At 41.3% G+C, this 15,048-nt stretch carries 9 protein-coding genes; 1 reads left to right on the top strand and 8 read right to left on the bottom strand.

Going from position 1 to position 15,048, the window contains the following annotated elements; all coding sequences use genetic code 11:
* Positions 1–11 precede the first annotated feature (11 nt).
* Genes IGJ39_RS06200 through IGJ39_RS06190 form a run of 3 tightly spaced genes read right to left on the bottom strand, consistent with a single transcriptional unit; the run spans position 12 to position 2,238 of the window.
* The gene (locus IGJ39_RS06200; RefSeq protein ID WP_023519564.1) at positions 12–659 is read right to left on the bottom strand and encodes an amino acid ABC transporter permease; all 648 of its coding nucleotides are present in this window, start codon (positions 657–659) and stop codon (positions 12–14) included.
* A gap of 12 nt (positions 660–671) precedes the next feature.
* The gene (locus tag IGJ39_RS06195; RefSeq protein WP_019724510.1) at positions 672–1,487 is read right to left on the bottom strand and encodes a transporter substrate-binding domain-containing protein; all 816 of its coding nucleotides are present in this window, start codon (positions 1,485–1,487) and stop codon (positions 672–674) included.
* Between the two features lie 13 nt (positions 1,488–1,500).
* Positions 1,501–2,238, bottom strand: coding sequence for an amino acid ABC transporter ATP-binding protein (locus IGJ39_RS06190; protein WP_010735594.1), 738 nt, complete (start codon positions 2,236–2,238; stop codon positions 1,501–1,503).
* Between the two features lie 253 nt (positions 2,239–2,491).
* Between IGJ39_RS06190 and trpS the strand changes: the two genes are divergently transcribed.
* On the top strand, positions 2,492–3,505 hold the full coding sequence (gene trpS, locus IGJ39_RS06185; RefSeq protein ID WP_019724057.1) for a tryptophan--tRNA ligase: 1,014 nt from the start codon (positions 2,492–2,494) through the stop codon (positions 3,503–3,505).
* 70 nt (positions 3,506–3,575) lie between these two features.
* Here the strand turns inward: trpS and pheT are convergent, their stop codons facing one another.
* From pheT to IGJ39_RS06160, 5 genes are all read right to left on the bottom strand, one after another.
* A complete protein-coding gene (gene pheT / locus IGJ39_RS06180; protein ID WP_019724056.1) occupies positions 3,576–5,996 on the bottom strand; it encodes a phenylalanine--tRNA ligase subunit beta in 2,421 nt (806 codons plus the stop codon).
* A 4-nt stretch (positions 5,997–6,000) separates the two neighbouring features.
* Positions 6,001–7,044, bottom strand: coding sequence for a phenylalanine--tRNA ligase subunit alpha (gene pheS / locus IGJ39_RS06175; RefSeq protein WP_019724055.1), 1,044 nt, complete (start codon positions 7,042–7,044; stop codon positions 6,001–6,003).
* Positions 7,045–7,352: 308 nt separating this feature from the next.
* Entirely contained in the window at positions 7,353–7,694 is a 342-nt protein-coding gene (locus IGJ39_RS06170) for a winged helix-turn-helix transcriptional regulator (RefSeq protein ID WP_019724054.1), read from the bottom strand.
* Between the two features lie 66 nt (positions 7,695–7,760).
* Positions 7,761–11,480 carry a helicase-exonuclease AddAB subunit AddA gene (addA, locus tag IGJ39_RS06165; RefSeq protein WP_195339608.1) on the bottom strand — a complete coding sequence of 1,240 codons (3,720 nt, stop codon included), beginning with the start codon at positions 11,478–11,480 and terminating at the stop codon, positions 7,761–7,763.
* The gene (locus IGJ39_RS06160; protein WP_195339607.1) at positions 11,477–15,007 is read right to left on the bottom strand and encodes a PD-(D/E)XK nuclease family protein; all 3,531 of its coding nucleotides are present in this window, start codon (positions 15,005–15,007) and stop codon (positions 11,477–11,479) included. Before IGJ39_RS06160 ends, addA begins: the two co-directional genes overlap by 4 nt.
* Between the last annotated feature and the right edge of the window lie 41 nt (positions 15,008–15,048).

Below are 15,048 nucleotides of genomic sequence, written 5' to 3'. Positions count from 1 at the left end.
GATTCTCCTTTCTATGAACGAACTGCCCATTTTTTCTCAAGATAAACCATCAAATAAGACAATGGTAAGGTAATGATCAAGTAAAATAAACCGACGATGATATAGGTATCAAACGTGTTGAAAGTTTCACTGGCGATCAAATCCCCTTGATACATGATATCCAAACCAGCAACAATTGCTAAAATCGATGAATTTTTGACCAAATTGATAAATTGATTGCCTAATGGTGGGATAACGATTTTAAATGCCTGTGGCAATACGATGTAACGCATCGTCTCTGAATAAGTAAATCCTGATGAAAGACCAGCCTCCATTTGACCTTTTGGCACAGTTTGGATGCCCGAACGAACGGTTTCTGCAATAAATGCGGAAGTATAGATCGTCAGCCCGATCGTTCCTGCTTGAAAACCATCAAAGCTGATCCAATAAAGTGGTAATACGACATAGAAGAACATCACGATGATCAATAACGGGATATTCCTAAAAAATTCAACATAGGCTTTCGCTAAACCACGAATCCATTTATTGTGTGACAATTGAAAAATCGCCATCAACGTTCCGATGATCAAACTGAATAAAAGTGCCAAGACACTTGATAGGATCGTTACTTTAAATCCATCAAGGAAGGCTGGCCCATAAGTTTGTATCAATTCACTCATTGTATTCCCTCCTTAATCAATTTTTCCCTGAGTCGTATCTGGGAACCATTTTTCATAAATCTTATCGTAGGTGCCGTCTTCAACCATTTCTGCTAATGCTTGGTTGACTGCATCTAAGAAATTTTCTTGTCCTTTGTTGATCGCAATACCATAAGGCTCTTCGGTAAATGTTCCTCCTGCTAATTCATAGCTAGGGTTCTCCGCTGCCATTCCGAGTAAGATCGCATTGTCTGTCGTCATGGCATCACCTTGCCCCGATTGTAAGGCAGTAAATGCTTCTGCATAGTTCTCTAACTCCAAGATCCGCGCATCAGGTGCATGTTCTCTGATGTTGGCAGCTGAAGTCGAGCCTTTTACCGCTAGAACAGTCGTTTCAGCGTTTAAATCCTCCACACTTTTGATGGGACTACCCTTTTCAACGAGCAATGATTGTCCAGCGTCAAAATAAACTGAAGAGAAATCGACTTGCTTTTTACGTTCTTCGGTAATTGTCATCGTCGCAATGATGGCATCGATATTCCCATTTTTTAATAATGGGATTCTTGTTTTAGAAGTGACTTCGACAAACTCTGCTTTTCCGTCCTCTCCTAAAATCTTCTTTGTGATTGCTTTGGCGATATCGATATCAAACCCTTGAACAGTGCGGCTTTCGATATCCATCATCCCAAACAATCGTGTATCGTATTTGACACCCCAAATGATCTCGTTCGTTTCTTTACTACGAGTCAAAATATCTTTTTCTGCCAAACTGCTACCTTTACAGCCGCTCAATACTAGAAATACTAGCCCAAAAAGAAATAATAAACGAGTAAATGTTGTCTTACGCATATCGTTCCTCCTATCAATGATTGATTACTTTACTGATAAATTGTTTTGCACGTTCCTCTTTTGGATCATCGAAGAAATTGCGTACATCGCGACTATCTTCTAATACTTGTCCGTCCGCCATAAAAATGACACGGTCTGCCACTTCTTTCGCAAAGCCCATTTCGTGTGTGACCACGATCATTGACATGCCATCTCTTGCCAATTTTTTCATTACGTCCAATACATCACCGATCATCTCTGGGTCCAAGGCAGATGTTGGCTCGTCAAATAACAGCATTTCGGGATTCATCGCTAAGCCGCGAGCAATCGCTACACGCTGTTGTTGTCCACCAGATAACATGGAAGGATAGGAATCTTTTTTATCTAGCATATTGACTGTCTTTAAAAACTTTTCCGCATTTTTTACAGCAGTTGCCTCATCTTGTTTTAATACTTTGATTGGTGCCAATGTGATGTTTTCTAAAACTGTTTTATTGGGGTAAAGATTAAAATGTTGAAAGACCATTCCGACATTTTTTCTAATCTCCGTCAATTTTGTGTTTTTATCGCGAATATCGACATCATTGATCAAAAGCTTTCCTGAAGTGATTGTTTCCAAGCCGTTGATACAGCGAAGCATCGTACTTTTTCCTGATCCTGATGGACCAATGACAACGACAACTTCCCCTTTTTCAAACTCAAGATTGATGTTTTTCAACGCGTGGAATTTGCCGTAATACTTTTCCACGCTATCAAATTTAATCATTGTCATAACATTACACTCCCATTATTATTTAGTAAGATTTCATTTAAAGATATATAATAGAACACATTATATCCGAAAGCGAAGCAACTTGTAAAGTTTCCAAGAAAATTCCTTTGTCCGTTTTCTTTTACCATTTGTATAAATAACGATTTCCTGATTGATTTTTTCAATGATTTTCGGTTTATCCTGTTGTTAATTCTGCAAAAAAACGGTAAGATATTAAGTATTAGTCTTAGAAATTACAAAGAGGTGTTCTTTTTTGAAAAATATTATTTTAACAGGAGACCGTCCTACTGGCAAACTACACTTAGGCCATTATGTCGGGTCTTTGAAAAAACGTGTAGAAATGCAAGCGGATGAGAACAATCAGTTGTTCGTAATGATCGCAGATATGCAAGCCTTGACTGACAATGCGAAAGACCCTGAAAAAGTGTCTTCCAATGTATTAGAAGTTGCTTTAGATTACTTATCTGTTGGTTTAGATCCTGCCAAATCAACATTGTTTATCCAGTCGCAAATCCCTGAATTAGCTGAGTTGACAATGTATTACTTAAACTTAGTGAGTGTTGGTCGTGTGCGTCGTAACCCGACTGTTAAAACGGAGATCGAGCAAAAGAAATTTGGCGAAAGTGTCCCAACAGGCTTCTTTATCTACCCTGTCTCACAAGCTGCTGACATCACTGCGTTCAAAGCGAATCTAGTACCCGTTGGTGAAGACCAAAAACCAATGTTGGAACAAACGCAAGAGATCGTCCAAAGTTTCAATCACACTTATGGAGAAGTACTCGTTGAACCGAAAGGTGTCTTCCCTCCTAAAGGAATGGGTCGTTTACCTGGGATCGATGGTAACGGAAAAATGAGTAAATCATTAGGAAATGGCATCTACATTTCTGACCCTGCAGATGTTTTACAGAAAAAAGTCATGAGTATGTATACTGATCCAAATCACATCCATGTCCAAGATCCAGGACAAGTCGAAGGCAATATGGTCTTTACGTACTTAGATGTTTTTGGTACAGACAAAGAAGCAATCGAAGAGATGAAAGCCCACTATCGTCGTGGTGGACTCGGTGACGTGAAAATCAAGCGTTACTTGATCGACGTATTAGAAGCAGAGTTCGCACCGATCCGCGCACGTCGTGAAGAATTGGCGAAGGACCCACAAGCCGTGATGGATATCTTACGTCATGGTAGTGAAGAAGCGGCTAAAGTTGCGGCAGCCACACTTTCTGAAGTGAAAGCGGCAATGGGCATCAATTATTTCAATCAGTAATCACACAAAAAAGCTGGAACAAAAATCATTGAATGATTTTTGTTCCAGTTTTTTCTTCTATTATTAAGGTTTAACGAATACTTGCATCGACTGTTTCTGTCAACGCCTTTTCAACCTTGCTCATTGCTTGGTTGATTTCTTCATCTGTCAACGTTGCTTCGGGATTTTCAAAGCTTAACGTATAGGCGACTGATTTGTACCCTGCTTCAATATTTGCTCCTTGGTAGACATCGAATAGTTCGACATTTGTCAAGAATCGGCCAGCAGCTGCTTGGATTGTGCGAACGATTTCTTGATTCGTCACTTGTTCAGCTACTAACATCGCAATGTCACGCGTCACACTTGGGAATTTTGTGACTGGTCGGAAAGTGATGCCTTTTTGTGATGCTTCCACGACTGTGGCTAAATCAAACTCTGCCACATACGTTTCTGGAATATCGTAAGCTTTAGCAGTCATCGGATGTACTTGACCAACAAACCCGATCATTGTTTCACCTAAATAAATGGCTGCTGTACGACCTGGATGAAGTTCATCAATCGTTGTCAATGCTTGATAAGTGATTTCCTCATTGATGGAAAGTTGTTCGAATACATTCTCTAATATGCCTTTTACTGTAAAGAAATCAACCGCTTGTGGCTTACTTTGCCAACTCTTCTCTTCCCATGTGCCAGACACCGCAAGAGCTACGTGAGTGACTTCTTGTGGTAGATGAGTCAATGGATCGTTTTCTTGATAGAAGACGCGACCTACTTCATAAAATGCGACATCTGCATTTTTACGTGCCGTGTTATATTGGACGTTATCCAAAAGACCACTGATCAAGTTCATACGTAAGACAGAACGGTCTTCACTCATCGGCCAATCCAAGCGAGTGATGGCTGTTTCTTTCAAAGCGAATTGACGTGATTTATCTTCCGTTGTCAGTGCATAACTAATGGCTTCAGTTAGACCACTGCCTTCAAGTAATGTACGGATCTTTCGTGTAGTCGCTTGTTCTTGTGTCAAACTACCTGCAACTGTTTCGCCGCTTGGTAACGTTGAAGGTAAACGGTCATACCCATAAATACGTGCCACTTCTTCGATGATGTCTGCTTCGATCTGGATATCCCAACGTCTTGGAGGTACAACAACAGTATAAGTTTCTCCATCGACGTGATAGCCGAATCCTAATGCTTCAAAGATCTCACTTACTTCAGCGACATTTAAGGTTGTGCCAAGGTACTGGTTGATGCGCTTCAATGTGATCTGTACTTCGACTTCTTTTGCTTGATACTCAGAACCTTTGACCGCTCCTTGTAACACTTCTCCTCCTGCTAAAGCAACGATCATCGTTGCTGCAACATCGCTTGCTTCGCCGACGGTTCCTTTATTGATGCCTTTTTCAAAGCGCGCAGATGATTCACTACGTAAATTGAAACGTTTGGCTGTGCGGCGAATCGAGATGGGATCGAATAAAGCGGATTCTAACGCAACGGTTGTCGTTGTTTCCGTAATCTCTGAGTCTAGTCCCCCCATTACTCCAGCTAAAGCCACTGGCACTTGTCCATTTGTGATGACCAAGTCTTCTGAAGTCAATGAACGCGTTTCGCCATCTAACGTCACGATGTTCTCTTCTTCTGCTGCATGACGCACCACGATTTCTTCTGAACCTAACTTATCATAGTCGAATGCATGTAACGGTTGACCGAACAATAATAAGATATAGTTTGTGATATCAACGACGTTATTGATTGGTCGGATTCCTTCATTCATCAAGATATTTTGTAACCATTGTGGACTCGGTTGGATCTTGACGTTTTCAATGATGCGGATTTGGTATGCTGGTACCAATTCTTCGTCTTCTACTTTTACCGCAATTTTCTCTGAAGCTTTACCTTCAACTTCTACTAACTTTTCATCATTGAATGTTGGTTTTTGGCGGTAGATCGCGCCAACTTCATATGCCACACCTCTCATTGATAATGCGTCGGCACGGTTAGGTGTGATCGATAGTTCGATGATAGCATCGTCCATATCTAGATAAGAAAAGACTGGTTCTCCATTGACCGCTTCTTGTGGCAAATAGTAGATGCCTTCTGAATATTCTTTCGGTACGACACTGTCAGAATAACCGATTTCTTGTAAGGCACAGATCATCCCATTCGAGACTTGTCCACGCATCTTGCCTTTTTTGATTTTGACATTGCCCGCAATCCGTGAATTTGGTAAAGCTACGATGACTTTGATTCCTGCTTTGACATTTGGTGCGCCACAAACGATTTGTGATAATTCTTCTTCGCCGATGTCGACTTGACAGATCGATAGATGATCCGAATCAGGATGTGGAATACATTCCTTCACTTCTCCGACAACGATTTTCTTCAAGCCTTCTTCAGGTACAGTTACACCTTCGACTTCGATTCCTGTGACTGACATTTTGTCTGCAAGTTCTTGCGGTGTCACATTTGATAAATCAACGTATTGATTCAGCCATTTATATGATACTAACATTCTTTTACTCCCCCTTGAACTGACTTAAGAAGCGCAAGTCATTTTGATAAAAATTACGAATATCGTTGACCCCATAACGTAACATTGCGACACGATCTGGGCCAAGTCCAAAAGCAAATCCGGAGTATTCTTCAGGATCGATCCCTGACATTTCCAAGACATTCGGATGAACCATACCAGCACCTAAGATCTCGATCCAACCTGTGTGTTTGCAGACGTTACAGCCTGAACCACCGCATTTGAAACAGCTGACATCGACTTCAACAGATGGTTCTGTAAATGGGAAGTAACTTGGGCGTAAACGGATCTGGCGATCTTCACCAAACATTTTCTTCATCACGACTTCAAGTGTTCCTTTTAGATCACCCATCGTCACGTTCTTGTCGATCACCAATCCTTCGATTTGATGGAATTGATGACTGTGTGTTGCATCATCAGTATCACGTCGGAAAACTTTTCCTGGTGAGATCATGCGTAGCGCACCTTTTGAAAAATCATGTTTTTCCATGGTACGTGCTTGCACAGGCGACGTATGCGTACGGATCAAGATTTCTTCTGAGATATAGAAAGTATCTTGCATATCACGTGCCGGATGGTCTTTTGGTAAATTCATTCGTTCAAAGTTATAGTGGTCTGACTCGACTTCATATCCTTCAACGATTTGATACCCCATACCGACAAAAATATCTTCGATTTCTTCCATGATCTGCGTCAAGATATGGCGTGTACCTTGTTTGACTGAGCTACCTGGAAGCGTTACATCGATGGTTTCTTTTTCTAATGCTTCATTCATTGCAGCGGTTTCCAAGACTGCTTTTCTTTCTTCGATTTCTTGTGTCAATAGATCACGGATCTCATTGGCAAAGCTTCCCACTTTCGGACGCTCTTCGGCACTTAGATCTTTCATTCCACGTAAGACCTCAGTGATTGGTCCTTTTTTTCCTAATGTTTCGACACGGATTTGATTTAGTTCTTTCAAATCCTGCGCCTGCTTGATCTTGATGATCGTTGCTTCTTTCAAGCTTTCGAGTTGTGCTTGTAAAGACATGCGATTTCCTCCTTTAAATTCAACTACAAAAAAGACCTCATTCCTATCAAGGAACGAGGTCTTCGCGTTACCATCCTAATTTACGATCCCAACGAGATCGTACACTCATTTTAATAACGACAGACATACTGCCGGTCTGAAAAATCTCTCAGACGAACTCGGAAAGTGAACTTCATTTTTCAAACACAGGATCTGCTTTCAGTCCATGACAGATCTCCCTATACTGGTTTAGCCAAACTACTCTTTTTCGTCAACATTCTTTTTGTCTATTCAACTAAAAACTAGTGTACAAGATTTTTGATGCAAAATCAACTGCATTCTTCGGGTGTGACCCATTTCTCACTCCAAAGCTGCAACTGGACCATCGCTTTTTGTAGATCTGCCCCTTTTTCTGTCAGCATATATTCTGAACGACTGGATTCATTACACGAAAAATTACGGGTAACGATCTTTTCTTTTTCAAGCTCTTTTAATCGTTCGACCAAGACACGGTCACTGACCATCGGGATTTTTGCAGAGAGATCAACAAAGCGCTGCGGACCATTTTCGAGTAATACATCGATAATCAATCCATTCCATTTTTTCCCTAAAATCGAGAATGTTTTTTCAAATTTGGGACACAGAATGAATTCTGTCTGTGTTAGCTCCATCTTACTCACCTCTTTTCATGAGTATAGCATATTACTTACAAAGTGTAAGTCCAGTTTGCTCACTTCTTATTCTTTATTAAGATTTATTATTTTCTTCGCCTGCAGCAAAACTAAAAAGACATCTTGAACGGGTTTATTCAGCGCTTCACTCAATGCCCGTTGGTATAAGTTCAATTGCCCGCGGTATTTGCTGATGACCTTAGTGATTTCCTCTGGGTTTTCAGGATGTAAAATAAAATCAGTCTTGAAATCATAAAGCTGCACGTACTCCCCAAAATCAAGATATCCATCGACGATCCCATGGATCAATAATTCATCGTCTTCATTCGGATAGTGATCGAATACCTTTTCTGCTTGTAGAAGCATTGAAAATGGTTGTTCGCGTTTCACTTTTTCCGGATGTTCAATCAGTGATCGGCCAAGGGTAGATTCATAAAACCATAAGATGGAATCAATTGGCACACGTTTCGCTACTTGTTCATCGACTAAACGTTTTTTGACGAGGGTCGTCAGTTCTTTTTCGATGCTTTCTTTCGTCAACTTTTCCAATGGTAGGACTTGTAACAGAAAATGTGTCGCTGTCCCAACAGCTGTGGCAGAAACTTTGCGCTCTTTTTGTACAAAGCGTGGTTCAGCTAATTGGTCTTGCGTATACCTGAAAGGCTGAGCAAAGGTTTTTTTATCACTGCTTTCCCAAGTCAAACGTGCCTCTGAAGAGTCGTCTGGATCTTCAAACAACCGTTTGATCTCAGAAACGGATTGATAACTCGTTGTTTGTGCAGAAGCCTCATAAGGATAACTGAAGGCTAAACGTGTTTGGAGTTCAGTCGTTAATGGAGTTAGATCTCCTTTTTGCTCTTCTGCTTGCTCTCCTTTGACTGTCAATGCTTGGCGTTGGGTTAAAATCTCTTGTTGATCCATCCAGGTGATCGTAAAATCTCCCGGTGAATGTTTCAGTTGTGGTAAAGGCGTGACTTCTGGAAAATATTCGGTCATTTTAGGATGACGGATCAAGCTGTAACCGATCCAATTCATCAAGCTACTCGAACTTTTCAGACGAATCACAGGATCTAACACTACATCCGTTTGCTCACTTGCTTCTGACCAAGCTTTGAACGTGTCTTCTTTGCTTTTGTACGAACCAACAATAAACAATTTTTGCTCTGCTCTAGTCAGTCCTACGTATAATTTACGCATTTCTTCGGAAAGCAATTTCTTCTGTTTGGCTAATTTGATGGCTTGATAAGGCAATGTATCAAACAAGACCCGCGTGTCTGGCTCCATGTAGCGCACGCCCGCACCTAGTTTTTCTTCGAAGGCATAACGGTTTTTCAAGTCTTGCAGATTGAATTGCTTCGTCATATCTAATAAGAAAACGATGGGAAACTCTAATCCTTTACTTGCATGGATAGTCATGACACGAACGGCATTGTCACTAGAAGCAATCACTGGTTCCGCCAAGTCTTTGTCTTTCTCCTGCATTTTCTCAATAAATCGTACAAACTGATAGAGACCACGAAACGAGCTTTGTTCATAAGCTTTGGCACGATCCACTAACGCATACAGATTCGCTTGACGTTGTGCACCAGCTGGCAACCCAACGACATATTCTAAATACCCTGTTTGGTAATAGATCTCCCATAATAAGTCCGTGATCGAAGAACGCCGCGCTAACTCTCGCCATTGTTGCAGTTGCTCATTGAAATGAAGCAATTTAGCCGCTAATTCATCTTGGTTATTATTTTGATAAGCTAAGACTGCATCATAGTAAGTATGCGCCTTATCGGCTAATCGGATACGTGCTAACTCTGGTTCGATCAAGCCCACGACTGGTGAACGTAACACTGAAGCTAATGGGATATCCTGATAAGGGTTGTCGATCAATTGGAGCAATGAAATCATGATCCTGATTTCTGTCGCTTGGAAATAATTTTGGGCATCATTGAGTTCCAACGGAATATCAAACGTTTTGAATACTTCTAAAATCGTCAAATTATTTTTCTTCGTTGGTGTCAATAACACGATATCTTTGAATTCGATTGGGCGCTCTTCTTGACTTTTTTTGTCGTAGATCATGAATTTTGAATCGATCAATTCACGGATCTTCAAACCAGTCATCAAGAGTTCCCCTTCTGTTTTGTCTTCCAACATATCGTCCATCGGCAACTCGATTTCTGTCGTTTCTTGTTCCTTTTCATAGATCAAGACTTCTGGTGCAAATCGTTCATTTTCTGGAAACCCAGAAAAACCAAGAACCAGCCGAGCCGCTTCATCATAGGCGATTTGCCCGACGGTTGGGTCCATCAACTGCTCAAAAATCAAGTTGGTAAACGCTAAGACTTCCTGCCTTGAACGGAAATTCTCAGCTAAGACGATTCGTCGTCCCCCTTTTTCTTCCGAGAATTTTTCATATTTATTGATAAATAGAGTTGGATCTGCTAAACGGAAGGAGTAGATCGACTGTTTGACATCTCCCACCATAAAAAGATTGCCGCTCTCTTCATCTGGCTCTCTGACCCAATAGAGCAATTCTTCTTGCAATTGATTGACATCTTGGTACTCGTCGACCATGACTTCTTTAAACTTTTTGCGATAATAATCCGATGCTTCGCTTGGTAGCCACTCTTCCTCTGTTTGTTTCGTCAATATTTGTAATGCCAAGTGTTCCAGATCATTGAAATCTAGCACGCCTTTTTCACGTTTGCGCGCACTGAAGCCTTCCATGAAAAGCTTAGTGACTTCGGTCATTTGTTCCACGAGGGGGAATGCTTTTTGACTCAACTCTTCAATTTGTGCAGGTGAAACCGGGAAGTAGCTTTTGCCAATTTGTTGTAAGATTTTTTTGGCACGGTCTCTCAAGGTTTTTACTTCAGCAGAACGCTCTTTCAACTCTGCTTTCCGACTGCTTTTGAAGGTCGAAAACGTCAGGTTTTCTAAAGCTTGGTAAGCTTCTTCTAACTCATCACTCAGGAAACGTTCATAGATTTGTTGGATACTCGCTTGTTCTTGTGAGACTTGATCAAACATTTTTTCAAGTCCTTCTTCTTGTGCCAAAACGACCATCTCTTCGTATAGCTGCGTACAATGAAGTAAATCAGCCAAGACGAGCGGTCGGATCTGTTCTTGGTACAATGCAGAAGCTGCTAATCCCTCTTCTAGCCGATATGCTTCTGGTAAACGATCCAACCAAGCCAATGGATCAGGGTTCGCTCTGGCAAAATCATAGAGAGAAAACACGAGGTTAGTCAAACCATCGTCTGAGCGATCATTTGAAAAGTTCATCGTCAGCTGGAAAAAAGCTTCGCGATTTTCTGCATAAAGTTGTTCTCTGATCTCATCCCAGACATCTTCTTTCATCAAGATCGTTTCCGTTTCATCCGTCAACATCCGAAAGACTGGATCGATATCGATCAAATAGTAATATTTACGGATCACCGTTAAACAAAACGCATGGAGTGTCGAGATATTGGCGGTAGGTAGCAAAACGAGCTGTTTCGTAAAATGTTTTTGCCAGACCGGATCACTTTCACTATTCACTGCTTCTTGCAAGGCTACTTGGATCCGTTCCTTCATTTCTCTTGCTGCTGCTTCTGTAAACGTCACGATCAGCAACTCGTCGATATTGACACCCATTTTTAACTTTTCGATTACTCGGCGGACTAACACAGTCGTCTTACCTGAGCCAGCGGAAGCCGAAACAAGTAGGTTGTCGCCTTGGTCAAAAATCGCTTGCCATTGTTCATCGGTAAAACGTTCATTTTCCGGTTTTAAAGGAATTGATGTCACTCGTCTTCACTCCTTTTTAGTATTCTGCGCAATGCTTCATCTTTATCCAGTTTTTCTAAACGATGATAATTATTTTCTTTGAGCATGACATCAAACGTACAAATACTTCTGAACGGACAATGCTCACAAGCAATCCGTTGTTTGTCTTTGTAAGCGGGATTCAGTTTGATCTCCCCTGAGGTGATCGCTTCCCCAGCTAAACGCATATTCTCACGATTATGGTTCATGAATAATTGAAGTTCTTCTTCTGTATAGAATTTCTCTTTACTATAACTGCCCTTTTGCAACTCGTCTTTGGCGTTTTTCTTCACCGGATAGATCAACGAACTTTCTTTTGCTTCCAATGAATGATCGAGCACTTCTAACAGACCAGGATCATCGACAAAAACACCATCATAGCTGAATTTCTTCAACGTATTCTTCTCGACGTCTGTCGTATCTGTCAAAACTGGATTATGCACATGCAAGTAATAAGAGCCTGCTGGTTTGACTGCAGCTTTCCCAGTCAATCGTACAGCATCCATCAGTGCCACATCAAGATATGTCAATAGTTGCATCGCCATGCCGTAGTAGGCTTCAGTCACATCAAAAGAACGACCACTTGATTTATAATCCACCACGCTTAACCAAGTATCACTTTGTTCAGTTGCCACATCGATGCGATCGATTTTTCCGCGAACGTGGAGTTTCCCGCCTTTGTCTAAAGGTATTTCCAAACCTGGTATCCCTCGTGCACCAGCGATCTGACCAAATAAAATCTCTGTTTGCAATGGTTTCATGCCCGTATTTTTGCTTTGTTTTTGTAACGCCCAAGCCACTTTTTGGATCGTTTGCCCTAATTGGTAACGAATATAGTTCATGCGGGCAGAGCTATCTAAAATCTCAAAGCGTAATTCACCAAATACTTCTTGTAAGACTTTTTCAGTAAATTCTTGTCGTTCCTTCTCCGACATCGCCACAAGTGACAGTTGATTCGAGAACAGCAATTTGAAGAAGCGATCCAATGATTCATGATAAAAGTCTCCAGTGGCAGCTGGTGTCAGTCCATAGATATTACGTTCTTTCAGCTTCAAACCAAACTGGACAAAGTATTTATATTCACAGTTATAAAAGTTTTCCATGCGTGAGATCGACGTATAGATTTCTTTGCCATAAAGAGCTTCTGCCATTTCTTCTGATAAGGAAACTGGTACATTTAGATGATCTTGACTTTCAAAAATCATCAATGCAAAATTTCGTTGATCCGAACGCAGAACTAACTCTTTTAGTTGTTGCCAATAAAGGGGTACTGCTTGTTTGGCTTCTTTTGCTAAACGATAGACCCGATTGATCGTATTGATCCCACTACGGTAAGTGCCAACGTAACAATCTGGCTTACTCGTCAATTGCAACTGGCATTTTGGCTCGACTGGAACACCTAGATAGTCAACGACTCGTTTCAAATACGGAGACATTTTCAACCGATTGGTATCATAGCTTTGCGCGTAGCTCAAGTACAAACGTTCCGTTCCCGAAACAAACACTAAATACGCTTGGAAAGGTTCGAAAGACATACTTTCTTTTGCTGGATCGAATAAAAACTGATCCTCGCCTAACCCTTGATTCAACGCTTCACGTTCTTCACTCGATAATAAACCTTTAGTTTCATGGCGATCTGGAAACACTTGGTCATTCAAGCCGACCGCAAATGTTACTTTTGCTTGATTGGCACGTACAAGTTCCAACCGGTTGATCCTCACTTGATCGATTGCTGTAGGGATCTTCCCATAGCTGAGATTTTCTAGGCCACTCGTGATGATCTCTTGAAATAATGACCAATCAAATGCTGTTTCTCCGTAGATCAATGAATACTCGTCCAAAAGATCCATCAAAGCGCCCCAAGTTTGTTCATGGTTTCTAGCCGCAGCTAACCCGCCACGCGCCACTTCTTGGTCTCGCCAGAAAAGCAATTGTTGTTGCACACCACTTTCGATCAAGAAGCGATAAAACAAAGTGACCGCTTCTTGCCCTGTTCGGCTTTTTTTGATGTTCTTCAGGAATACCGGCACCATGTCGCGGAAAAGTCTTCGGACCGTATTCGATTGCTCTTCCAGTTGTTTGACGTCTTCTAGCTGTTCTGCTTCAAAATCATAGGCAACAAATTGCCAATCTTTTTCGCGAAGCCAATAATTCCCTTGATAGTTGTATGCTAGTGCTACGTTTTCCGTGATATCTAAATTCGTGCGGAATTGATTTCTAGTAGCTTCCCAAGTAGCCAGATCGAGCTCTTCATCTGTCCGACCGATCGTCAACTCTGTCTTGAAGAAACGCATGATGTCGTTTAGGCGATATTGATAACGATCCAAAGCAAACAAACTGTTGATCCATTCGATCAATGGATGGTTTTCCATCAGTTGCTCTTCATCCAGATAAAAAGGGATCGCCATCTCTTGGAAAATCGGTCGCAATAAATTGCCATACAGTGTCATATCCTTCGTCAACACTTGGATATCTCGATAGCGAAATCCTTCTTGACTGACCAAACGACGGATCTCCACCGCTAATTGGCGAGCTTCTTCCGTTGGATTCTCCGCCTCCCACAGATGTAATGTCTCTTGCGCGCCAAGTTTCACAGGTTGGCTTTTCTGCTGGCTGGAAGTTTCTTCCCACATTTGTTGTAATGTTTGAAGTTCGTTTTGGTGTTCTCGATTCGATGCATAATGATCGATAGCCACAGGAACATTCAATTCTCTTGCTGCGTTGAGAAGTTGGAAATAGATCTTTCCTGTATTGAAAAACAAGGTCAACGGATCAGGCAGATCGGATTTGTAGGGACGATCCAATAGCAAATCGACCACTAGATGTCCTTTTTCCATCATTTTTTGCAGCAACTGGTACTCTTGGGCGTTGATCCGGGCGAAACCACTCACTAAGAACTTGATCTTATGATAATCCTGCGTCGCCATATAATTGGCTAATACCGTCAGCGCATCTTCAGATTGTAGGGCGCGTTGGACTAATTCTTCTTCGAATGCAGAGAAAATCAGTTGTAGATCCTTCATTTTCAATTGTCGGTCTTCTTCTTTTGGTGATTCTCCTGTCACAGAAGTCAACAGATCAACAGGGGAAATTTTTCCGACTTGTAGTTCGCTATATAGCTCTTGTAACTGACGGATAAACCCTTTTTTGCGGATTTCTCCTCGAAATATCGTCAATTCTTCTTGTTTTTTTTCTAAAATTTGGCGGAGGATCATCGCTGAACCAGATTCGGTCAATTCACTACCTGTCAGCATCGTAGTTTGTTGCAACAAGTACCAAGCCAAACGATAGAAACTGAATACTTGCATGTTGGTTGTGCTAAATGAGCTTTTTCCGCTTTTTTTGCGCATCTCAGCGAGTAATTCTTGCTCTTGTTCAAATTTATTATAGTTAGGTACAAGGAAAAATACTTGATTGTCTTCATCTTTGTCAAGCCAAGCGGCGGCTTCATCGATCAGTGCTTTGCGGTGGTCTTTTTGACCATTCCCTAAGATAAATTGTAACGACACCTTATTGCCTCCTTTTCCTGGTTGATATACCTCTTCATTAT

Origin of the sequence: Enterococcus sp. AZ140, from assembly GCF_051714405.1 — a bacterium.
GTDB classification, from domain to species: domain Bacteria; phylum Bacillota; class Bacilli; order Lactobacillales; family Enterococcaceae; genus Enterococcus_B; species Enterococcus_B pernyi.
Note: the sequence above shows the minus strand (reverse complement) of the source record. Positions and strands in the feature narration are given on the sequence as shown.